This is a genomic window from Bacteroidales bacterium (assembly GCA_035353855.1).
In the GTDB taxonomy this organism is placed as follows: Bacteria; Bacteroidota; Bacteroidia; order Bacteroidales; family CG2-30-32-10; genus DAOQAK01.
The window spans coordinates 1-22,142 of the sequence record DAOQAK010000063.1 but is presented as its reverse complement, the minus strand read 5'-3'; the positions used below and the strand labels follow the sequence as shown (position 1 = coordinate 22,142).

Below are 22,142 nucleotides of genomic sequence, written 5' to 3'. Positions count from 1 at the left end.
TAAAAACCTAAACTCTTTTGAAAAATATGTCTAACTTATAGGGGGTTAAGACAATGCGCAAACATTTTCTCTTCCAATTTTACCAATTAAAAACCCGTGTTCAAAAACAACATTTTGTCTTGCCCGACTTTTTATATTAGGTTTCGCTTCATTTTTTGCGCCAATATCACACGGTGTGTAAAGCACTATTCCAAAACCTACGTTTGAATACGCTTCAATTTTTTCAATTACAGTCTTACTTCCACTTGCTTGTTCATGAAGTATTATAGGTTTTAAACCTAATTTTTCAATGAAACGTGCGGTTTTTGTTTTTGCTGCTTCGTCATGACCGTGCACAATAAATACTTCTGTTTTTGAAAGTGTTGTTTTGGGTGTCGTAACGGAAATATGTGTGTTAACAGTTACTTGCGATTTTAATAATTCAGTTCTAGTCAACAAACTTTTTAGGTTGTCCAGTTTATACTTTACTAAATTCTTAAAAGACTGAATTGGATTACCTATTACTTCCCCCATTTGTCCTATAAAAGTGTAACCAGCATGATTATAAGAGTTCATATAATTGTTATCTTCTATGTTAAATACTTGTTTAAGCATTTCAAAGTTATAATCTGACCATAATTTATAATCAGAATTCGCAGTTATTAATTCATTTTGGTTAGAAATGGAACGATTAAATAATTCCTCACCAATTTCAATTCGTTTTTCCAATTTTCCAAAAAAGTCAGAATTGCTTATAGTCAATATTGCAGACTCTTTTGGTATTTGTGTTGTGTTTTTTCTTTGTACCATTTTACTTTGCTTAATTATTTATTATTGAACACGATTTTGTTTTAATTATGCCTACTTATGTATTTCTCTATTGAAAAAATATTTATAACTGTTTTCAAATTGCAGCAATTCAATTTTACTATTACAAATAACTTATTTTCTAATTTTTAATTTTTAGAATCATCCAAAAATAAACCCTTTTATTATTATTCAAAAATATTTAAGCATAAATTACTTAACAAAAAATGGATAATAAATTTTTATAATAAACCAATACATGAATTAGATGAGTAAGGGGGATGGGGTGAGAAAGAAATAATTTATTTCAAAAACATTTAAACATTTTTCTTTCTCATTACTTTTTTTAAAAAAAAGTAATCAAAAAAAGCGGAAAATTTAAAGCCCTGCGATGGTCGTTTTATCGCACAGTCCAATGCTTACAACCCACGACCATCAAGGCACCATCGCACACCACCGCAAAATTTTCCATGCCAACGCATTTTCTGTTTTTTAATTTAATTTTTGCATATCCCATTAGCGTGTTGGGCAGACGAATCGGCGGGGGCAAGGTTGGATGTGAATGGGAAATTGCGTAAAGTTCTTTCAAAGAAGTTTACTCGCTTTGATTAGAACTTAGCAATTTTCCAGAGCGCGCAGAAGCATCGATTCGTCTTGACTTTTTGTTACTTTTTGGTCAAGCAAAAAGTAAGGAAAAACAAAAATAATTTTATTAACCCTCATTTTCACTTCAAGTTTTATTACAAGAAATGATTAGATGAAAAAAAATAAAAGATTTACTATAACCAAAAATAATTTAAAATCAAGTACAATTTTATATTCGGTAAGGTTTTACCAATAGGTGGTTGGTTTGGCTTTACAGATGAAAACTTTATAAAGACTTTCCTAGTTTTTGAAACACAGAAAGTCTTTATAAAATGAAAGCCCCCGGGAATCCGGAGGCTTTCATTCAACTCAATCATCAAATTATTTAGCAAATTTAAAATTCTTACCGAAATACTGAGCCTGGTCTCCCAGCATTTCTTCAATACGAAGCAACTGGTTGTATTTTGCAATACGTTCTGAACGACATGCCGAACCGGTTTTGATCATTCCGGTTTTTAATGCAACAGCAAGGTCGGCAATGGTGGTATCTTCGGTTTCACCCGAACGATGACTGATTACAGAGGTATAACCATTGGTACGAGCCATTTCCACAGCGTTAATGGTTTCCGTTAATGTTCCTATTTGATTTACTTTTATCAAAATAGAATTTGCCGAACCATTCTTTATTCCTTTCTGCAAACGTTCTACATTGGTAACAAATAAATCGTCACCTACCAGTTGAATTTTATCTCCAATAGTTTTAGTTATCAGTTTCCATCCATCCCAATCATCTTCAGCCATACCGTCTTCAATAGAAACGATAGGATATTTTTTAACCCATTCTTTCCAATAGTTCACCATTTCGGCAGGTTTTAATTTATCGCCGGTTGATTTATGCATGTGGTAAACTTTTTCCTCAGGAATAAAATATTCAGAAGCTGCCGGGTCGAGAGCAATATAAATATCTTTTCCGGGTTTGTATTTTGCCGCTTCAATTGCTTGAATAATCACGGTAATTGCTTCTTCATTCGATTTTAAATTAGGAGCAAATCCGCCTTCATCACCCACGTTGGTTGAGTAACCTTTTTTCTTTAAAACATTTTTCAGGTTATGGAAAACTTCAGCACCCATGCGAATGGCATCGGAAAACGATGTTGCACCTACAGGCATAATCATGAATTCCTGGAAATCTATGCTATTGTCGGCATGTGAACCGCCGTTCAAAATGTTCATCATTGGAATGGGGAGCAGGTTAGCATTCACACCACCAAGGTAACGGAATAAAGGCTGTCCTGATTCCTGAGCAGCTGCATTGGCGCAAGCCAACGAAACGCCAAGTATTGCATTGGCTCCAAGGTTGGTTTTTGTTGGTGTCCCGTCAAGATCTATCATCAACTTATCAATTTCAATCTGATCGGAAACATCACGACCATTCAATTCTTCGTTAAGGGTTTTATTTACATTCTGTACTGCTTTAAGAACACCTTTGCCAAGATAAATACCTTTATCATTATCGCGTAATTCGTGTGCCTCATGAATACCGGTTGAAGCTCCAGAAGGAATTGCTGCACGTCCCAGCACACCAGTATTGGTTAACACATCAACTTCAATCGTTGGATTACCTCTTGAATCGAGGATTTGTCTTGCATGGATATTTATTATCTGTCCCATATTTGGATTTTTTAATTTCAGTTTTTAAAATTAGAAATAATTTTTATAACTCGATGATATACTACTTAATTTTTAATCAAATATTTTTTTAATCAACATATATCTTATACCGACAGAAAAGAGTTTTGCAAAAATATTTTTTGTTTTCTGTACGGTATAACTCGTTCTAAACAGTTTTGACTTTGCAAACCTGATAATAACGAGTATAACTTCATAAGGCTTCAGACTTCTATGAACTAAAGGATGAACTCAACCTCACTTTTAAAAAGCCTATGCATGGCATATACCGGAATGATTTATACTTTCGGTATTATTTCTATAAAAACAAGGAATAATAAAAAAAGGATAAAGCGAATTACTTTATCCTTTTAAATATATTTTAAGAAATATTCTTAGTTTTCTGAAGAAGTTTCATCAGTTTTTACATCATCAGCAGGAGCATCAGTTTTTTCAACTTTTTCATCTGCTGCTTTTTTTGTTGATTTTTTTCTAGGAGCTTTCGTTACTGCTTCAGCATCTGCACCGGTTTCGGCAGTAACTTTCTTAGCGCCACCACGACCACGACGAGTAGTTTTTGCTTTCTTTTCCTGTTTTTCACCAATGAGGTTCTCGTTATAATCAACCAGTTCCATGATACACATTTGTGCATTATCGCCTAAACGGTTCTCGGTTTTCAGTATACGAGTGTAACCACCGGGGCGCTGAGCTATTTTAGTAGCCACTTCGCGGAACAGTTCGGTAACAGCTTCTTTATTCTGAAGATAACTGAATACAACCCTGCGGCTTTGTGTAGAATCTTCTTTTGAGCGGGTTAACAAAGGCTCAATATATACGCGAAGCGCTTTTGCTTTTGCCAAAGTAGTTGTAATCCTTTTGTTTTTACTTAATATCAATGAAGAAGCCATATTTGACAGCAATGCTTGCCTGTGAGCGCTTGTTCTTCCTAAGTGATTTATTTTTCTTCCGTGTCTCATTGTAAAATTTATTTTTCAGTCACATCTAAAATTCAAAATCCCGAACTTTAAACATTGAACTTTGAACTATTTTTATTCTTTATCTAATTTATATTTTGAAAGATTCATTCCAAAATGAAGATTCTTTGATTTTACAAGTTCTTCAAGTTCTGCAAGCGATTTCTTTCCAAAATTCCTGAATTTTAAAAGATCATTTTTATTGAACTCTACAAGATTGGCAAGAGTTTCAACATCGGCAGCTTTAAGGCAGTTAAGGGCTCTTACAGAAAGATCCATATCCACTAGTTTAGTTTTTAGAAGCTGACGCATATGTAATGAAGTTTCATCGAATTCTTCATTTGATGATTTTTCTTCAGTATCAAGAGTAATTTTTTCGTCTGAAAATAACATGAAATGATGAATCAATATTTTTGCTGCTTCTTTAAGCGCGTCTTTCGGGTTAATGGAACCATCTGTAGAAACTTCGAGAACAAGTTTTTCGTAGTCGGTTTTTTGTTCAACGCGATAGTCTTCGATACTGTATTTCACATTTTTTATCGGGGTGAAAATAGAATCGATGAATACGGTTCCGAAAGGAGCATTAAGCACTTTATTTTCTTCAGCAGGAACATATCCTCTGCCTTTTTCAATAGATAATTCAATGGTTAGTTTTACAGAAGGATCCATATGGCAAATAACCACCTCAGGATTTAATATCTGGAAACTTGACATGAATTTATTTATATCGCCAGCAGTAAATACATCTTGTCCGGCAATTTTTACTGTTACTTTTTCATTACTTACTGTTTCTATCTGGCGTTTAAAACGTATCTGTTTTAAATTAAGGATAATTTCAGTAACATCTTCTACAACTCCTTTTATGGTTGAAAATTCGTGTTCAACACCTTCAATCTTCATAGAAGTGATAGCAAATCCCTCGAGTGAAGAGAGCAGTATTCGGCGCAGGGCATTCCCAACGGTAATACCGTATCCTGGTTCGAGAGGGCGGAATTCAAATTTCGCATTGAATCCATCAGATTCAAGCATAATAACCTTATCGGGTTTTTGAAAAGCTAAAATTGCCATATGTTTGTTTTACCTTGGTTTATTACTTAGAATATAATTCGACGATTAACTGTTCCTTAATATTTTCTGGAATCTGGTCGCGTTCAGGATAGCTGGCTACTTTACCGGTCATTAAATTTCCATCCCATTCAAGCCATGCCTGCTGGTTGCTGTGTGAAGAAAGTGAATTGGTAATTACTTCCAGTGATTTTGATTTTTCACGAACACTAACCAAATCGCCAACTTTTAATGTATATGAAGGTACGTTGGTAACTTTACCGTTTACAGTGATATGCCTGTGTGTAATTAACTGACGAGCTGAACAGCGTGAAGGAGCAATACCAAGACGATATACAACATTGTCTAATCTTGCTTCTATTAACTGTAGCAAGTTTTCACCGGTAACACCTTTTTTACTGGATGCTTTATGGAAAATATTAGCAAACTGTTTTTCAAGAATACCATAGGTATATTTTGCTTTTTGTTTTTCCTGGAGCTGAATGCCATACTCTGATGTTTTTCTTTTTCTTTTAGAAGCACCGTGCATGCCGGGAGCATAATTTTTCTTTTCGAAATATTTATCAGGACCATAAATAGGTTCCTTAAACTTTCTTGCAATTCTTGTCTTGGGGCCTGTATATCTTGCCATTTTTTAAATATATTTAACTTTCTTAATTCTTTTTTTATTTGCCATTCGCTTACGCTGTCATTTGTTGTCATTAACTTCATGTCATTTTAATGACTATAAATGACTTAATGAGACCATCAATGACATTTATTATACTCTTCTTCTTTTAGGAGGCCTGCAACCATTATGAGGTAATGGAGTAATATCAACTATTTCGGTAACCTCAAGTCCGGCAGTATGAATAGTTCTGATAGCTGATTCTCTTCCAGCACCAGGACCTTTTACGAAAACTTTTACTTTACGTAAACCCAGATCATACGCTACTTTTGCACAATCCTGGGAAGCCATTTGAGCTGCATACGGTGTATTTTTTTTCGAACCTCTGAATCCCATTTTCCCTGCTGATGACCATGAAATTACCTGGCCTGTAGCATTAGTAAGCGAAATGATGATGTTATTGAACGAAGCAAAAATATGTGCCTGACCAACCGGATCAACTTTTACTACTTTTTTTCTTGTAACTTTTGCTGTTTTTGCCATATATCAATTATAATTACTTTTGTTCTGTTTCAATTATTAACCTTTGTTTACAGCTTTCTTTTTATTAGCTACTGTTTTCTTTTTTCCTTTACGGGTACGGGAATTATTCTTGGTACGTTGCCCGCGTAATGGTAAACCTGAACGATGACGTATTCCCCTATAGCAGCCAATATCCATCAATCGTTTAATATTCATCTGCATTTCTGAACGCAAAGCACCTTCAACTTTAAATTTCTCGTTAATGATATTACGAATCTTTGATTGTTCATCATCAGACCAGTCCTGAACTTTTTTATTGAGATCAATCCCTGCTTCATTCAATATTTTTTTAGAACTGCTGCGGCTGATACCATAAATATAAGTCAGACCAATTTCGCCTCTTTTATTCTTGGGTAAATCTATACCTGCTATACGTGCCATAATTTATATATTATATTTTCTTTTATTTCTGTTTCTTCACTAATTGTCATTTGCTTTGCATCATTTGTAGCAGTCGGTCTTACACAACGACCACTAATGACTCCGCCTCGGCGGATAATGACATTTAATTTTTTATCCCTGACGTTGTTTGTACTTAGGATTTTTTTTGTTGATAACGAATAATTTTCCTTTCCTCCGTACAATCTTACATTCGGGGGTTCTCTTCTTTATTGATGCTTTTACTTTCATTGATTATATCAGTTAAATTATTTTCTATTTATACCGGAACGTGATTCTGCCTTTTGTTAGATCATAAGGCGACATTTCAATTTTCACTTTATCGCCAGGTAAAATCTTAATATAATGCATTCTCATCTTTCCTGAAATGTGTGCAATTATCACGTGACCGTTTTCAAGTTCAACACGAAACATTGCATTGCCTAATGATTCTACAACGGTTCCATCTTGTTCTATCGATAACTGCTTTGACATATATTTTTTAAATATTTTAATTCTTATTTATTATTTTTTCAATTTCATCAAATGAAGAAAGAATATCTGCTTTATTTTTCCGAACAGCAACCGTGTGTTCAAAATGTGCAGATGGTAAGCGATCTGCTGTTCTGATGGTCCATCCGTCAGCTTCCTGCACTACCTGGTATCTTCCTTTATTAATCATAGGCTCAATTGCAATTACCAATCCTGAACAAAGTTTTATGCCGGTACCTTTTTTTCCGTAATTTAATACTTCAGGTTTTTCATGTAAGTTTTTCCCTACGCCATGCCCTACTAAATCTCTGACTACTGAGAAACCTAAATTTTCTACATGACTTTGCACTGCAAAACCAATATCGCCTAAACGTTTTCCCTCAACAGCATTTTCAATTCCCAAATATAACGATTCTTTTGTAGCTTTAAGCAAAAGTAAAATTTCGGGTTTTACTTCACCTACAGCAAACGTGTATGCTGAATCGCCATAATATCCGTTTTTCAGAACTCCGCAATCTACCGAAACAATATCTCCATCTTTTACTTCTCTTTCACCAGGAAATCCATGTACAACCTGTTCGTTAATCGATATACATAAGGTGTATGGGAATCCCCTGTATCCTTTGAAAGCCGGTAATGCATTATTATCCTTAATAAACTCTTCGGCCAGTTTATCAAGCTCAATGGTTTTTACACCCGGCCTGATTTTTCCGGCAACAACTGCTAAGGCTTTTCCAACAAGTAAAGAACTCTTTCTTATTTTTTCAATCTCTTCTTCTGTCTTATAATAGATCATTCCATCATGCTCCTCATCAACTAGCCATATTCATTGAAGAACGACCTTTGATACGTCCTGATTTCATCAGTCCGTCATAATGCCTCATCAATAAATGACTTTCTATTTGTTGTAATGTATCAAGTACAACACCAACAAGAATTAATAATGATGTTCCACCGTAAAATTGTGCAAACTGACTATTTACTCCTAACAGCCTTATAAAAGCAGGCATGATAGCAACAAAAGCCAGAAACAATGAACCGGGGAATGTAATTCTCGACATTACACTATCAATAAAATCGGCTGTCTTTTTTCCGGGTTTAACACCAGGTATAAAACCGCCATTCTTTTTCATATCTTCAGCCATCTGGTTAGGATTAACAGTAATAGCCGTATAAAAATATGTAAATAAAATAATTAAAATTGCAAAGGTAAAATTATACCAAAAACCATTATAATCGGAGAAAGCACGTGCAAATCCGGTTAATGTTTCTGATGATGAAAATCCTGCTAAAGTTAATGGTAAAAACATAATTGCCTGTGCAAAAATAATTGGCATTACACCTGCAGCATTAACTTTAAGAGGAATATATTGACGAACTCCGCCATATTGTTTGTTTCCAACAATTCTTTTTGCAAACTGTACGGGTATTTTTCGAGTTCCCTGTACCAATAAAATACAGACTAATATTACTGCAATCAGTACAACCAGTTCAACTATGAATACAACAAGACCACCACCCTGCTCTTCCATTCTTGAGAAAAACTCTGCGAATAAAGCAAACGGTAGTCTTGCCATAATCCCTATCATAATGATCATCGATATTCCGTTTCCAATCCCTTTATCTGTTATACGTTCTCCAAGCCACATTACAAACATGGTTCCCGAAACTAATATAACTATTGAAGAAATCCAGAAAAATGTTGAAGGAGAAGAAATACCCGGGTCAAAAGGAGCAACTGCTTCATATGGTAACTGTGATAAAAGGTTAGATAAATATGCCGGTGCCTGTCCTGCTGTAATAATAACAGTAAGGTATCGGGTTATCTGGTTCATTTTCTTCCTTCCGCTTTCGCCTTCTTTTTGCAATTTCTGGAAATAAGGAATTGCCATTCCGAGCAACTGAACAACTATTGATGCCGAAATATATGGCATGATACCCAAGGCAAAAATTGATGCATTTGAGAATGCACCACCAGAAAACATATTAAGCAGACCAAGTAATCCGTCTTTGGTTTGCGAATTGAGTGCACTTAATTGTGATGGATCGATACCAGGTAATACAACATAAGCACCAAGTCTATAAATTAATATAAAACCGATAGTGTTGATGATCCTTAACCTGAGATCTTCAATTTTATAAATATTTCTGATGGTTTGAATTAATCTTTTCATTCCGATTAAATTTTAGTTACAGTTCCGCCTATAGCTTCAATAGCTTTTGCTGCTGCTGATGAAAAAGCATGAGCTTTAACATCTAATTTCACCTTCAATTCGCCCTTGGCTAATATTTTTATTAAATCTTTTTTTTGTGATAATCCGTGTGCATATATAACTTCAGGATCAAATGAAGTAATACCTTTTGTTTCAGCTAACATCTGAAGCACTTCAATATTGATTCCTCTGAATTCTTTACGGTTGATATTAATAAATCCGAATTTGGGAACCCTTCTGTATAAAGGCATTTGCCCACCTTCGAACCCTGCTTTGCTGGAATAACCTGAGCGTGCTTTTGCACCTTTATTACCCCTGGATGCAGTACCACCGCCACCTGAGCCCTGACCTCTTCCTAATCTTTTTTTGGTCTTTACAGAACCTGCTGCTGGTTTTAGATTTGATAAATTCATAATTGCTTGTATCTTTTATATATTACATTACTTCTTCTATTGAAAGAAGATGTTTAACTTTATTTATCATTCCTTCTATTTGAGGAGTTGCATCCACTTCAACTATGCGGTGCATTTTTTTTATGCCGAGAGCACGTAAAGTTCTTTTCTGTCTTTCCGGACGATCAATAGAACTTTTTATCTGTTTTATTTTTAACTTTTTCATGATAGAATTTATCAATTGGAATTATCCGTTAAATACTTTATCAAGACTTAAACCCCTGAGTTGTGCAACTGTGAATGGATCTTTCATTTTCATCAATGCATCAATAGTTGCTTTAACAACACTATGCGGGTTTGAAGAACCTTTCGATTTTGCAAGAACGTCTCTTACGCCAACGCTTTCAAGAACGGCGCGCATAGCACCACCTGCAATAACACCGGTTCCCTGTGCTGCCGGTTTTAAATAAACCAAAGCACCACAATATTTCCCTAACTGGTCGTGAGGAACAGTTCCGTTGATAATAGGAACACGAATAAGGTTTTTCTTGGCATCGTCAATACCTTTGGCGATAGCTGTAGTTACTTCTTTTGCTTTTCCAAGCCCGTATCCAACTACGCCGCTTTCGTTACCTACAACAACAATAGCTGAAAAACTGAAAGTTCTACCACCTTTGGTAACCTTTGTAACCCTTTGGATACTTACCAGTTTATCCTTAAATTCGATTTCGCTCGATTTTACTCTTTTAATATTTACGTTTGGCATATTATGTTAAAATTTAAGTCCTCCTTCTCTAGCAGCTTCTGCTAAAGATTTTATACGACCATGATACAAATAACCGTTTCTGTCAAAAACAACATCATTGATTCCTGCTTCAATAGCACGTTCTGCTATAAGTTTTCCAACCAATTTTGCCTGTTCAATTTTAGGAACTTTTTTATCAGCAATTTCTTTCACGCGTGAAGAAGCGGATAATAATGTTTTCCCGGCAATATCATCAATAATCTGTGCATATATCTGCATATTGCTTCTGAATACAGTAAGACGAGGCTTTTCCGGTGAACCTTTCACCACTTTACGAATCCTCATCTTGATTCTTTTCCTTCTGAATTCTCTGGTAATTGCCATTATAATGGAATTTTAATATTTATAATTTATTTTGTAGCCGCAGCTGATTTACCTGCTTTTCTGCGCAGAACTTCATTTACAAACTTAATACCTTTGCCTTTGTATGGTTCTGGTTTTCTGAGTGAACGAATTTTAGCCGCAACTTGTCCTATAAGCTGTTTATCTATTGATTCAAGAACGATAGTCGGGTTCTTTCCTCTTTCAGCCGTTGTTTTCACTTTTACTTCAGGAGGTAATTCCATAAATATATTATGCGAATACCCTAATGTTAATTCTAAAAGCTGACCATTATTGGAAGCTTTATAACCAACACCAACTAATTCCTGCGTAACAGTGTATCCTGTTGAAACACCTTTTACCATATTATTGATCAAAGAGCGATACAAACCATGTAAAGATTTATGCCTTTTCTGTTCGGTACTTCTTTTAACAATAAGGTTATTGCCCTCAACTTCCATAGAAATTCCGGGTTCTACAGTTTGTTTTAACTCGCCAAGAGGTCCTTTTACGGTAACGATATTTTTATCGGAAACATTAACTGTAACTCCTTTCGGCAAAGCAATCGGTAATTTACCAATACGTGACATTATTTTTCCTCCCTGTATTAACTAATATAACATAATACTTCGCCGCCAACTTTCAGTTTCTTAGCCTCTTTATCAGTCATTATTCCCTGTGATGTGGAAATAATTGCTATTCCAAGACCATTCATAACGCGGGGCAATTTATCGGAACCAGTATATTTACGAAGCCCTGGTTTACTAATTCTTTCCAATTTTGTAATAGCAGGGATTTTTGTAACCGGGTGATATTTCAATGCTATTTTAATTGTTCCGGGCACGGGTTCATCTTCAAATTTATAATTCAGGATATAGCCTTTTTCAAAAAGAATTTTTGTTATTTCTTTTTTTATGCCGGAAGCGGGCAGCTCAACAATTCTGTGGTTGGCTAACGCAGCATTCCTAATCCTGGTTAAATAATCTGCAATGGGATCGGTATTCATTCTGTTTAATTGTTTTTTTGTTAATACTACCAACTAGCTTTTGTAACTCCGGGAATTATTCCGGCCAAAGCCATTTCCCTGAAATTGATACGTGATACACCAAACTGACGCATGTAACCTTTAGGTCTTCCGGTAAGTTTGCAACGATTGTGCAAACGTACAGGTGAAGCGTTCTTTGGTATACGCTGTAATCCTGAATAATCGCCGGCTGCTTTCATAGCAGCTCTTTTAGCTGCATATTTATCAACCATTTTTTTTCTTTTTACTTCTCTAGCTTTTACTGATTCTTTTGCCATATGATGAATATGTTATTTCTGATTTTTAAAAGGTAATCCGAATTCTTTTAACAGCGCAAGTGCTTCTTTATCGTTAGCTGCCGTAGTTACGAAAGTGATGTCCATTCCCGCAATTTTGGCAATTTTATCAATATTGATTTCCGGGAAAATAATCTGTTCGCTAACACCTAGAGAATAGTTTCCTTTTCCGTCGAAACCTTTATCGTTAATACCTCTGAAGTCTCTGATACGAGGCAAAGCAACTGAAATAAGCCTGTCAAGAAATTCATACATTTTATCCCCGCGAAGTGTAACCCTTATACCTATGGGCATTCCTTTTCTGAGTTTAAAATTGGATATATCTTTTCTTGATTTGGTTATCACCGGTTTTTGACCAGAAATCATAGTCATTTCAGTGGTTGCAACATCCATCAGCTTTTTATCAGCAATGGCAGCGCCCATACCCTGGTTCAGGCATATTTTCTTAAGTACAGGCACCTGCATCCTGTTTTTGAACTGGAATTGTTTCATTAAAGCTGGAACAACTTCAGCTTCATATTTCGATCTTAATCTTGGCTTGTAATCCATTACTTAATTACCTCCCCTGACTTTTTTGAATAACGAACTATATTTCCTTTACTGTCTTCTTTTCTGCCTATACGAGCAGGTTTTCCTGTGTTATCGATCACCATCAGATTTGAAATATGGACAGGTGATTCTTTTTTCACAATGCCACCTTTTGAATTTTTGGCATTGGGTTTAGTATGTTTCGACACCATGTTGATACCTTCAACAATTGCTTTGTTTTTATCAACTAATACGCTGAGTACTTTACCTTCCTGACCTTTTGAATCGCCGGCAATAACTCTGACTATGTCGCCTTTTTTTATGTGAAGCTTTTCTCCCATAATTTATCAAATATTAAAGCACTTCAGGTGCTAATGATACTATTTTCATATATTGCTTTTCCCTAAGTTCTCTTGCTACGGGTCCAAAGATACGTGTTCCTCTAAGCTCGTCAGTTGCTGTAAGTAATACAACAGCATTATCATCGAAACGAATATAAGAACCGTCGTTTCTTCTGATTTCTTTATTTGTTCTTACTACAACAGCTTTAGAAACTGTACCTTTTTTTATATTTCCTGAGGGCAGTGCATCTTTAACGGTAACAATAATTTTATCGCCTACCGAAGCATACCTTCTGCGTGTACCTCCGAGTACTTTTATGCAAAGTACTTCCTTTGCGCCACTGTTATCGGCTACTATCAGTCTGGATTCCTGTTGTATCATATTATTTAGCTCTTTCTAAAATTTCTACTAATCTCCAGCATTTATTTTTACTCAACGGACGTGTTTCCATAATACGTACGGTATCGCCAATATTACAATCATTCGTCTCATCATGAGCCATAAATGTGGATGTTTTCTTAACAAACTTTCCGTATTTAGGATGTTTGATTTTGCGTTCCACTTCCACAACAATTGATTTATTCATCTTGTTGCTTACAACTAAGCCGACTTTTTCTTTTCTGAGATTTCTTATTTCCATTGTTATGAAAAATTACTTTTTAGCACTTTCTGTTTCTTTCAATTCCCTGGCACGAAGTTCTGTTTGAAGCCGGGCAACTGTCTTTTTATATGCTTTTATCTTCATTGGATTTTCCAGTGGAGATACAGCATGATTAAATTTCAGCTTTGTAAGCTGTTTTTTTTCTTCTTCAAGTCTTTCTTTAAGGTCGGACGTTGAAAGTTCTTTAACTACTTCTTGTTTCATTTTTTAATTATATTGTTTCTTCAACGAAGTCTCTTCTTACAACAAATTTAGTTAAAATTGGCAATTTCTGGGCTGCAAGGCGTAATGCTTCTTTTGCAACAGCTAAAGATACACCTTCTGCTTCGAAAAGAATTCTGCCTGGTGTAACGCGGGCTACGAAATATTCCGGAGCTCCTTTTCCTTTACCCATACGTACTTCAGCAGGTTTCTTGGTTACAGGTTTATCCGGGAATATACGAATCCATATCTGTCCTTCACGTTTCATATGACGTGTAACAGCCTGACGAGCCGCTTCAATCTGGCGTCCTGTAATCCAACATTCTTCCATTGATTTGATGCCGAACGAGCCAAATGCAAGCTGGCTGCCTCTTTTGGCATTACCCTTCATTTTGCCTTTCTGCTGTTTCCTGTATTTTGTTTTCTTTGGTTGTAACATTGCTACAAAATATTTATGCTATAAAATAAATTACTTTCTTTTTTTACTTTTTCCAAAACGTGGGCCGGGTGCTGTATTGCTACGCGATTTCATGCTGGTAAGACCAATAACCGGGGTTAGTTCACGTTTCCCATACACTTCACCTTTACAAATCCATGTTTTAATTCCAATGCATCCGAAAGTAGTACGTGCTTCTGCTGTTGCATAGTCGATATCTGCTCTCAAAGTATGTAATGGAATACGACCTTCTTTATAGGTTTCGGTTCTTGCCATTTCAGCTCCGGCTAACCTTCCTGAAATAGTAACCTTAATACCTTCGGCGCCCATTCTTATTGTTGATGCAACTGCAGTTTTTATTGCCCTACGGAACGATATACGTCCTTCAATCTGGCGTGCAATAGTAGATGAAACAATTACTGCATCAAGTTCAGGCCTTTTAATTTCAGTAATGTTTATCTGAACTTCCTTATTTGTAATTTTCTTTAATTCTTCTTTTAGTTTATCAACTTCCTGACCACCTTTGCCAATAATAATTCCGGGGCGTGCAGTATTGATCGTAACTGTAACTAATTTTAAAGTGCGTTCAATTATTATTTTTGCAACACCTGCTTTTGATAAACGAGCATTCAGATATTTACGAATCTGATCATCTTCCACCAGTTTGTTTGCATAATTTTTGCCACCATACCAGTTAGAATCCCATCCTTTGATGATGCCTAGTCTATTACCTATTGGATTTGCTTTTTGTCCCATTTACCTGTTTATTTTTTGGTTGACTTTCTAGTTTTTTTTACTGTTGTATCAGAAGTAACTTCTTTTTCTTTTTTCACCTTTTCTTTTTTCACCTTTTCTACTTTTTCCACTGCTACTGGTTTTTCTTCAACAACCGGAGTTATTTCAGATACTTCTTTTGTATTAAGGCTTCCCAACTCTAAAGTTACATGGTTTGAACGTTTTTTCATGCGATGAGCACGACCTTGTGGAGCAGGCAATATACGTTTCAATACTCTGCCGCTATCGACAAAAATATTTTTTACAATCAAATTACTGTCTTCAATCCTGACACCTTCGTTCTTCTGCTGCCAATTAGCCATAGCAGAAAGTAAAAGTTTTTCTAATTTTTCTGCAGGTTGTTTTGCATTATGTTTCAGAATATGAAGAGCACGGTCAACACTGACACCTCTAATCAGGTCAGCTACCAGTCTCATTTTGCGCGGAGAAGTAGGACAATTGTAAAGCTTAGCATTATAGGTTTGCTTTTTTGCCTCTTTTCTTTCTTCTGCCTTATTACGTTTTCTTACGCCCATTTCTCTGGAATATTTATCTATTTACTATTTTTCTTTATTTCCTGAATGTCCTCTAAAAATACGAGTAGGAGCAAATTCACCAAGTTTATGTCCAACCATATTCTCTGTAACATATACAGGGATGAATTTATTTCCATTGTGAACAGCAATTGTCTGTCCTACAAATTCTGGAGAAATCATTGAAGCCCTTGACCAAGTTTTAATAACGGTCTTTTTCTTTGAATCAACGTTGGCTCTAACTTTTTTCTCTAGCTTATAATGAATATAAGGTCCTTTTTTTACTGAACGACTCATAATTTCTATATTAATTATTTCTTCCTTCTTTCAACAATATATTTACTTGAATGCTTTTTAGGAGCACGTGTTTTATATCCTTTAGCAGGAATGCCTCTGCGTGAACGTGGATGTCCGCCTGATGCTTTACCTTCGCCACCACCCATTGGGTGATCAACAGGATTCATAACAACACCTCTGTTGCGAGGTCTTCTGCCTAACCAACGTTCTCTTCCGGCTTTTCCTGATTTCTCAAGACTATGGTCAATATTTGAAACCATCCCGATGGTAGCTTTACAAGCAACAAGTACCATTCTGGATTCGCCTGAAGGCATTTTTAAAATTGCATACTTTCCGTCTCTTGAAAGTAATTGTGCGTATGAGCCTGCACTTCGGGCAATATTAGCACCCTGACCAGGACGTAACTCTATGTTGTGAATAACGGTTCCAAGTGGAATTTCTTCAATAAATAAAGTATTGCCAATTTCAGGAGCAACACCACGACCGGAAATAATTTTCTGTCCTACTTTTAATCCGTGAGGGGCTACGATATAACGTTTTTCGCCATCTGCATAATTCAATAATGCAATACGGGCTGTGCGGTTAGGATCATATTCAATGGTTTTAACCACGGCAGGAATACTGTCTTTATCGCGTTTAAAATCAATAATACGATATTTTTGTTTATGACCACCACCCATATAACGCATAGTCATTTTGCCGGTATTGTTTCTTCCGCCACTTTTCTTCATAGGTGCAAGAAGACTCTTTTCTGGAGCTACTGAAGTAATATCACTATTATCGCTGATTACCTTGAATCGCTGTCCGGCAGTTGTCGGTTTTAATTTCTTTAAGGCCATTTATTTAAATATTGCTGTAAAAATCAATTGTTTGTCCTTCTTGTAAAGTAACTATAGCTTTTTTGAAAGCATTTGCTTTTCCTGTTACTAAACCGCTTTTTGTATTGCGCGATTTTCTTTTCCCTGAATAACGTATTGTATTTACTGATTCAACAGTAACACCATACATGCTTTCAACAGCTTTTTTAATCTGCAGTTTATTTGCACTTTTATCAACCATAAAACCATACTGTTTCAGTTTTTCACTGATAGCAGTCATTTTTTCTGTGATTAAAGGTCTTATTAAAATATCCATTGTTATAATATTTCTACTATTATTCTTAACTTTATTTCTCTGATACTTTGAACATTTTTTCAATTTCTTTTACTGAACTTTCTACCAATAAAAGATTATTAGCATCCAAAATATCGTAAGTATTAATATCAGAAGATGTAACCACCTTTGTTCTTTTCAGATTTCGTGCAGAAAGAAGAATATTACTGTTTATTTCGGGAATAACTAAAAGGGTTTTCTTTCCGCTAAGATTAAAGTTCTTAAGTAATTCAGTATAATTTTTTGTTTTTGGAGCTTCAAAAGTGAAATCTTCAAGAACCATGATTCCATTTTCTTTAGCTTTATAAGTAAGCGCCGATTTACGTGCTAACCTTTTTACTTTTTTATTTAATTTAAAATCGTAATCATGAGGTTTTGGACCAAATGCACGGCCTCCACCAACAAACACAGGGCTGTTGATATCACCAGATCTTGCACCACCAGTACCTTTCTGACGTTTTAGTTTTTTGGTACTTCCCGATACTTCGCTACGTTCTTTTGATTTATGCGTTCCCTGTCTCTGACTTGCCAGATATTGCTTAACATCTAAGTATATAGCGTGGTCATTAGGTTCAACGGCAAATATAGAATCATTTAATGAAACTTTTTTTGCTGTTTTCTTACCACTGATATTATAAACTTCTATTTCCATTTTTCTATAATTGCTATGTATTATACAAACCTTTCAATCAAAACATATGAGCCTTTAGGACCGGGAACCGAACCTTTAACAACAATAAGATTTTTTTCCGGTAATATTTTCATTATTTTGAGATTAATCATCTTTACCCTGTTTCCTCCCATTCTACCAGCCATGCGAGTTCCTTTAAAAACTCTTGAAGGCCATGATGATGCGCCTACTGAACCCGGTGCTCTTAAACGGTCATGTTGTCCGTGGGTATTATCGCCTACTCCGCTAAAATTATGACGGGTAACAACTCCCTGAAACCCTTTTCCTTTTGATACTCCAACTACGTCAACAAATTCGCCTTCACTAAAAACTTCTGTTGTAAGTACTTCACCGTATGTTTTCCTGTGTCCTTCTTCAAACCTTGTGAACTCAACTAATTTCTTTTTAGGTGTAGTCCCTGCTTTTTCAAAATGTTTTTGCAATGCTTTTGTTGTATGCTTTTCACTTTTTTCTTCAAAAGCTAATTGTATAGCATCGTAACCTTCTTTATCTTTAGATTTTATCTGAGTAACAATACACGGACCAGCTTGTATAACTGTGCATGGTACTGATTTCCCAGAGGCATCATAAATACTGGTCATTCCAATTTTTTTACCTATTAATCCTGACATTTTATAAAAATTTTAATACTATATATATAAATGTTATTGTAATAGTATACCTATCAAACTTTAATTTCTACTTCTACTCCGCTTGGTAATTCCAATTTCATAAGCGCATCAACAGTTTTTGAAGTGGTGCTGTAAATATCAAGCAAACGCCTGTATGAGCATAACTGGAATTGTTCTCTTGCTTTTTTATTAACAAATGTTGACCTTAAAACTGTAAATATCCTTTTATTCGTTGGTAACGGAATAGGACCGCTTACTACAGCGCCTGTTGATTTTACAGTCTTTACAATCTTTTCGGCTGATTTATCAACCAGATTGTAATCGTACGATTTCAACTTTATTCTAATTTTCTGACTCACTTTATTTTTATTTTATTTATTCAACTTATGAATTAATAATTATTCCTCTTAATTTGTAAAGAACATCTTCCATAATATTTCTTGGAGTTACTTCATAATGCGAAAACTCCATGGTTGAAGTTGCTCTTCCTGATGTAATGGTTCTTAAATCGGTAACATATCCGAACATTTCTGCTAAAGGAACTTTTACATCCACTATTTGCATTCCTATTGAAGATGTAACGTTTTCAGTCATTCCTCTGCGGCGGTTCAAATCGCTCATTACATCGCCAACATATTCTTCGGGTGTAACTACTTCCAGTTTCATTATCGGTTCCAAAAGAACTGATTTTGATTTCTGACAAGCTTCCCTGAATGCGATTCGTGATGCTATTTCAAATGCAAATGCATCGGAGTCAACAGGGTGAGCTGAACCATCAATTAAGCGGATTTTAATGCTTTCTACAGGGAATCCTGCTAGAACTCCATTCATTAATGCTGCTTTAAAACCTTTTTCAATAGAAGGTATATATTCTTTTGGAATACTGCCGCCTTTAATTTCATTAATAAATTGTAAACCTCTTACTCCGGCATCTGCAGGAGAAACAATAATTTCAATATCTGCAAATTTACCTTTTCCGCCGGTTTGTTTCTTATATGTTTCGCGATAACGAACTTCTTCTGTAATTGCTTCTTTGTATGCTACCTGTGGTTTTCCTTCATTGCATTCTACATTAAACTCGCGTTTAAGCCTGTCTCTGAGTATTTCCAGGTGTAATTCACCCATACCGCTGATAACGGTTTGTCCTGTTTCTGCATCAATCTCTACTTTGAATGTAGGATCTTCTTCTGCCAGACGGTGTAATGCATTTGCAAGTTTATCAATATCGGCCTGAGTTTTAGGTTCAACAGCAATACCAATAACTGGTTCAGGAAAAGTCATCGATTCAAAAACGACAGGATGTTTTTCATTACATAAGGTGTCGCCTGTACGTATTTCTTTAAATCCAATTGCAGCTCCAATATCACCGGCTTCAATTTCTTCAAGCGGAAGTTGCTTATTGGCGTGCATCTGAACAATACGTGCAATACGTTCTTTTTTGCCGGTAGTAGCATTCAGTATCATTTCTCCGGCTTTCATTTTACCGGAATAAACTCTGAAGAATGCGATTTTACCAACATATGGATCGGTAGCTATTTTAAATGCCAATGCGCTGAAATGATCATTTACATCAGCTTTTCTTATTTCTTCTTTTTCTGTAAAAGGATTGATTCCTTTAGTAGTAGATATATCGGAGGGTGAAGGAAGGTAGGCTACAATTGCGTCGAGAAGTTTTTGAACGCCTTTATTCTTAAATGAGGAACCACAAAATACCGGGGTAATCTTCCCTGCTATTGTGGCATTTCTTATTTCTGTAATAATTTCTTGTTTTGTTAATGAATCGGAGTCTTTTATAAATTTTTCCAGAAGGTTGTCTTTTTCTTCGGCAGCGCCTTCTATGAGTTTATACCGGTACTCAACAACCGTGTCTTTGATATCATCGGGAATAGGTATTTCAAAATAATTCAATCCCTGGTTGGTATCATCCCACTGATATGCTTTGTTTTCAATTAAGTCAACTACGCCGATAAAATTTTCTTCGCATCCGATAGGAATTTGAATAGGAATAGGATTTCCTCCTAGTCGTTCGCGAATTTGTGTAACAGTTTTAAAATAATCAGCACCCGGCCTGTCCATCTTATTAATATAACTAATACGAGGTACATTATATTTATTTGCCTGACGCCATACTGTTTCCGACTGTGGCTGAACTCCGCCAACAGCACAGAAAAGAGCAACAGCTCCATCGAGTACACGTAATGAACGTTCTACTTCAACAGTAAAATCAACGTGTCCGGGAGTGTCTATGATATTTATTTTATATTGTTCATTATTATAATTCCAGAAACATGATGTAGCTGCAGAAGTAATAGTAATACCTCTTTCCTGCTCCTGCACCATCCAGTCCATAGTAGCAGCACCATCGTCAACTTCGCCAATCTTCCTGTTTACGCCGGTATAGAACAATATACGCTCAGTGGTGGTGGTTTTACCAGCATCAATATGAGCCATTATGCCTATATTCCTCGTATAATTCAGATTGCGTGACATTTTTCTGTTTCCTTGTTTATTAGAATCTGAAATGAGAGAATGCTTTATTTGCTTCAGCCATACGGTGGGTGTCTTCTTTTTTCTTGAAAGCGCCACCTTCTTCTTTATATGCAGCTAAAATTTCGGAAGCCAGTTTCATGCTCATCGATTTTTCATTGCGTTTGCGTGCATGAGTAATGAGTGATTTGATTCCTATTGAAATTTTACGTTCGGGTCTTATTTCTGAAGGAATCTGGAAAGTAGCTCCACCAATTCTGCGGCTTCTTACTTCAACCTGTGGAGTAATATTAGCTAATGCTTTTTTCCAAACTTCCAATCCGTTTTCATTTGATTTCGATGCTACTATATCAATAGCATCATAAAATATTTTATAAGATGCATTTTTCTTACCGCGCAACATAAGATTGTTTACAAAACGTGTAACAAGCACATCATTATGCTTGGGATCGGGTAAATATATTTTCTTTTTTGGTGTTGCTTTCCTCATTTTTCTATATATGATGAATGATCAATACTTCCGTGAATTATTTAGCAGCTTTTTGTTTTGGACGTTTTGTTCCGTATTTTGAACGACGCTGGTTGCGACCTTCAACACCTGATGTATCCAAAGCTCCGCGAATAACGTGGTACCTAACACCCGGTAAATCCTTAACACGACCACCACGAACCATAACTATTGAGTGTTCCTGAAGATTATGACCTTCGCCCGGTATGTATGCATTTACTTCCTTAGTGTTAGTCATACGAACCCTTGCCACTTTTCTCATTGCCGAATTAGGTTTCTTAGGAGTAGTAGTGTAAACCCTTACACAAACTCCACGCCTCTGTGGGCAAGAATCAAGGGCAGGCGATTTGCTCTTGTACTTCATTTTACTGCGTCCTTTGCGAACTAACTGTTGTATTGTAGGCATATCAAAATGTTTAATAACTGCTTTAAAATTAAATAATACCCATTTTTAGGGGTTGCAAAGGTACGAGATTATTTCATAAAACCAATAGGTTAAATGAATTTTTTTTCATTTTTCTTTCTTCTCGTGTATTTCTTTTTTTTCGTACCTTATAATTTACTAATTTTTAATGATTTACAACTAGTATTATTTTGAGAGGATTTTAACGGACTGCAAAGATATATCATTATTTTTAACTGGCAAATAATTTTTTTAGACTTTTTTTTAAATTTTATGAGCCTGTTTAAAATTTTGTTAGAATAAAAGAAAAAGGGTATCGCAAACCGAAAT

34 protein-coding genes and 1 pseudogene are annotated in these 22,142 nt (G+C 35.6%); all 35 read right to left on the bottom strand.

Annotated features, from left to right (window positions below):
• Positions 1-45 precede the first annotated feature (45 nt).
• The 35 genes and pseudogenes from PKK00_13600 to rpsL all read right to left on the bottom strand — a co-directional run bounded on the left by PKK00_13600 (position 46) and on the right by rpsL (position 21,815).
• Positions 46-789: a nucleotide-binding protein gene (locus PKK00_13600; GenBank protein HNW99435.1), complete on the bottom strand. Its 744-nt coding sequence runs from the start codon at positions 787-789 to the stop codon at positions 46-48.
• Positions 790-1,752: 963 nt separating this feature from the next.
• Positions 1,753-3,042 (bottom strand): phosphopyruvate hydratase, encoded by a 1,290-nt coding sequence (gene eno, locus PKK00_13595; protein ID HNW99434.1) that lies wholly within the window; start codon positions 3,040-3,042, stop codon positions 1,753-1,755.
• A gap of 392 nt (positions 3,043-3,434) precedes the next feature.
• A complete protein-coding gene (gene rplQ, locus PKK00_13590; protein ID HNW99433.1) occupies positions 3,435-4,016 on the bottom strand; it encodes a 50S ribosomal protein L17 in 582 nt (193 codons plus the stop codon).
• A gap of 72 nt (positions 4,017-4,088) precedes the next feature.
• The gene (locus PKK00_13585; GenBank protein HNW99432.1) at positions 4,089-5,081 is read right to left on the bottom strand and encodes a DNA-directed RNA polymerase subunit alpha; all 993 of its coding nucleotides are present in this window, start codon (positions 5,079-5,081) and stop codon (positions 4,089-4,091) included.
• A gap of 22 nt (positions 5,082-5,103) precedes the next feature.
• Positions 5,104-5,709, bottom strand: coding sequence for a 30S ribosomal protein S4 (rpsD, locus tag PKK00_13580; GenBank protein ID HNW99431.1), 606 nt, complete (start codon positions 5,707-5,709; stop codon positions 5,104-5,106).
• Positions 5,710-5,838: 129 nt separating this feature from the next.
• Positions 5,839-6,228, bottom strand: a complete 390-nt coding sequence (rpsK, locus tag PKK00_13575; GenBank protein ID HNW99430.1) for a 30S ribosomal protein S11 — start codon at positions 6,226-6,228, stop codon at positions 5,839-5,841.
• A 36-nt stretch (positions 6,229-6,264) separates the two neighbouring features.
• On the bottom strand, positions 6,265-6,651 hold the full coding sequence (gene rpsM / locus PKK00_13570; GenBank protein HNW99429.1) for a 30S ribosomal protein S13: 387 nt from the start codon (positions 6,649-6,651) through the stop codon (positions 6,265-6,267).
• A 129-nt stretch (positions 6,652-6,780) separates the two neighbouring features.
• Positions 6,781-6,897, bottom strand: a complete 117-nt coding sequence (gene rpmJ, locus PKK00_13565) for a 50S ribosomal protein L36 (GenBank protein HNW99428.1) — start codon at positions 6,895-6,897, stop codon at positions 6,781-6,783.
• A 24-nt stretch (positions 6,898-6,921) separates the two neighbouring features.
• The gene (infA, locus tag PKK00_13560; protein ID HNW99427.1) at positions 6,922-7,140 is read right to left on the bottom strand and encodes a translation initiation factor IF-1; all 219 of its coding nucleotides are present in this window, start codon (positions 7,138-7,140) and stop codon (positions 6,922-6,924) included.
• A 16-nt stretch (positions 7,141-7,156) separates the two neighbouring features.
• Positions 7,157-7,933 carry a type I methionyl aminopeptidase gene (map, locus tag PKK00_13555; GenBank protein ID HNW99426.1) on the bottom strand — a complete coding sequence of 259 codons (777 nt, stop codon included), beginning with the start codon at positions 7,931-7,933 and terminating at the stop codon, positions 7,157-7,159.
• A 16-nt stretch (positions 7,934-7,949) separates the two neighbouring features.
• Entirely contained in the window at positions 7,950-9,311 is a 1,362-nt protein-coding gene (gene secY / locus PKK00_13550; protein HNW99425.1) for a preprotein translocase subunit SecY, read from the bottom strand.
• A 5-nt stretch (positions 9,312-9,316) separates the two neighbouring features.
• Positions 9,317-9,763 (bottom strand): 50S ribosomal protein L15, encoded by a 447-nt coding sequence (gene rplO / locus PKK00_13545; GenBank protein ID HNW99424.1) that lies wholly within the window; start codon positions 9,761-9,763, stop codon positions 9,317-9,319.
• Between the two features lie 22 nt (positions 9,764-9,785).
• Positions 9,786-9,968, bottom strand: coding sequence for a 50S ribosomal protein L30 (gene rpmD, locus PKK00_13540; protein HNW99423.1), 183 nt, complete (start codon positions 9,966-9,968; stop codon positions 9,786-9,788).
• Between the two features lie 21 nt (positions 9,969-9,989).
• Positions 9,990-10,508, bottom strand: a complete 519-nt coding sequence (gene rpsE, locus PKK00_13535; protein ID HNW99422.1) for a 30S ribosomal protein S5 — start codon at positions 10,506-10,508, stop codon at positions 9,990-9,992.
• 6 nt (positions 10,509-10,514) lie between these two features.
• A complete protein-coding gene (rplR, locus tag PKK00_13530) occupies positions 10,515-10,871 on the bottom strand; it encodes a 50S ribosomal protein L18 (GenBank protein ID HNW99421.1) in 357 nt (118 codons plus the stop codon).
• Positions 10,872-10,897: 26 nt separating this feature from the next.
• Positions 10,898-11,458 (bottom strand): 50S ribosomal protein L6, encoded by a 561-nt coding sequence (rplF, locus tag PKK00_13525; protein ID HNW99420.1) that lies wholly within the window; start codon positions 11,456-11,458, stop codon positions 10,898-10,900.
• Positions 11,459-11,475: 17 nt separating this feature from the next.
• Positions 11,476-11,874 carry a 30S ribosomal protein S8 gene (gene rpsH, locus PKK00_13520; protein ID HNW99419.1) on the bottom strand — a complete coding sequence of 133 codons (399 nt, stop codon included), beginning with the start codon at positions 11,872-11,874 and terminating at the stop codon, positions 11,476-11,478.
• A 26-nt stretch (positions 11,875-11,900) separates the two neighbouring features.
• Positions 11,901-12,170 (bottom strand): 30S ribosomal protein S14, encoded by a 270-nt coding sequence (gene rpsN / locus PKK00_13515; protein ID HNW99418.1) that lies wholly within the window; start codon positions 12,168-12,170, stop codon positions 11,901-11,903.
• A gap of 12 nt (positions 12,171-12,182) precedes the next feature.
• Positions 12,183-12,737 carry a 50S ribosomal protein L5 gene (gene rplE / locus PKK00_13510; protein HNW99417.1) on the bottom strand — a complete coding sequence of 185 codons (555 nt, stop codon included), beginning with the start codon at positions 12,735-12,737 and terminating at the stop codon, positions 12,183-12,185.
• Complete coding sequence (gene rplX, locus PKK00_13505) at positions 12,737-13,057, bottom strand: 50S ribosomal protein L24 (GenBank protein ID HNW99416.1); 321 nt, start codon at positions 13,055-13,057, stop codon at positions 12,737-12,739. Before rplX ends, rplE begins: the two co-directional genes overlap by 1 nt.
• A gap of 13 nt (positions 13,058-13,070) precedes the next feature.
• The gene (gene rplN / locus PKK00_13500; GenBank protein ID HNW99415.1) at positions 13,071-13,439 is read right to left on the bottom strand and encodes a 50S ribosomal protein L14; all 369 of its coding nucleotides are present in this window, start codon (positions 13,437-13,439) and stop codon (positions 13,071-13,073) included.
• Position 13,440: 1 nt separating this feature from the next.
• Positions 13,441-13,698 carry a 30S ribosomal protein S17 gene (gene rpsQ / locus PKK00_13495; protein ID HNW99414.1) on the bottom strand — a complete coding sequence of 86 codons (258 nt, stop codon included), beginning with the start codon at positions 13,696-13,698 and terminating at the stop codon, positions 13,441-13,443.
• A gap of 12 nt (positions 13,699-13,710) precedes the next feature.
• Positions 13,711-13,923, bottom strand: a complete 213-nt coding sequence (gene rpmC, locus PKK00_13490; protein HNW99413.1) for a 50S ribosomal protein L29 — start codon at positions 13,921-13,923, stop codon at positions 13,711-13,713.
• A gap of 7 nt (positions 13,924-13,930) precedes the next feature.
• Positions 13,931-14,359 carry a 50S ribosomal protein L16 gene (rplP, locus tag PKK00_13485; protein ID HNW99412.1) on the bottom strand — a complete coding sequence of 143 codons (429 nt, stop codon included), beginning with the start codon at positions 14,357-14,359 and terminating at the stop codon, positions 13,931-13,933.
• 30 nt (positions 14,360-14,389) lie between these two features.
• A complete protein-coding gene (gene rpsC, locus PKK00_13480) occupies positions 14,390-15,112 on the bottom strand; it encodes a 30S ribosomal protein S3 (GenBank protein ID HNW99411.1) in 723 nt (240 codons plus the stop codon).
• A 167-nt stretch (positions 15,113-15,279) separates the two neighbouring features.
• Positions 15,280-15,666, bottom strand: a pseudogene (gene rplV / locus PKK00_13475) (50S ribosomal protein L22).
• A 24-nt stretch (positions 15,667-15,690) separates the two neighbouring features.
• Positions 15,691-15,960, bottom strand: a complete 270-nt coding sequence (rpsS, locus tag PKK00_13470; GenBank protein HNW99410.1) for a 30S ribosomal protein S19 — start codon at positions 15,958-15,960, stop codon at positions 15,691-15,693.
• Between the two features lie 14 nt (positions 15,961-15,974).
• The gene (gene rplB / locus PKK00_13465) at positions 15,975-16,799 is read right to left on the bottom strand and encodes a 50S ribosomal protein L2 (GenBank protein HNW99409.1); all 825 of its coding nucleotides are present in this window, start codon (positions 16,797-16,799) and stop codon (positions 15,975-15,977) included.
• A 4-nt stretch (positions 16,800-16,803) separates the two neighbouring features.
• A complete protein-coding gene (rplW, locus tag PKK00_13460) occupies positions 16,804-17,094 on the bottom strand; it encodes a 50S ribosomal protein L23 (GenBank protein HNW99408.1) in 291 nt (96 codons plus the stop codon).
• 31 nt (positions 17,095-17,125) lie between these two features.
• Positions 17,126-17,764, bottom strand: coding sequence for a 50S ribosomal protein L4 (gene rplD, locus PKK00_13455; protein HNW99407.1), 639 nt, complete (start codon positions 17,762-17,764; stop codon positions 17,126-17,128).
• Between the two features lie 20 nt (positions 17,765-17,784).
• The gene (gene rplC, locus PKK00_13450; protein HNW99406.1) at positions 17,785-18,414 is read right to left on the bottom strand and encodes a 50S ribosomal protein L3; all 630 of its coding nucleotides are present in this window, start codon (positions 18,412-18,414) and stop codon (positions 17,785-17,787) included.
• 53 nt (positions 18,415-18,467) lie between these two features.
• The gene (rpsJ, locus tag PKK00_13445; protein ID HNW99405.1) at positions 18,468-18,773 is read right to left on the bottom strand and encodes a 30S ribosomal protein S10; all 306 of its coding nucleotides are present in this window, start codon (positions 18,771-18,773) and stop codon (positions 18,468-18,470) included.
• Between the two features lie 25 nt (positions 18,774-18,798).
• Positions 18,799-20,904, bottom strand: coding sequence for an elongation factor G (gene fusA / locus PKK00_13440; protein ID HNW99404.1), 2,106 nt, complete (start codon positions 20,902-20,904; stop codon positions 18,799-18,801).
• A 19-nt stretch (positions 20,905-20,923) separates the two neighbouring features.
• On the bottom strand, positions 20,924-21,391 hold the full coding sequence (rpsG, locus tag PKK00_13435) for a 30S ribosomal protein S7 (protein HNW99403.1): 468 nt from the start codon (positions 21,389-21,391) through the stop codon (positions 20,924-20,926).
• Positions 21,392-21,428: 37 nt separating this feature from the next.
• On the bottom strand, positions 21,429-21,815 hold the full coding sequence (gene rpsL / locus PKK00_13430; GenBank protein HNW99402.1) for a 30S ribosomal protein S12: 387 nt from the start codon (positions 21,813-21,815) through the stop codon (positions 21,429-21,431).
• Positions 21,816-22,142 lie beyond the last annotated feature (327 nt).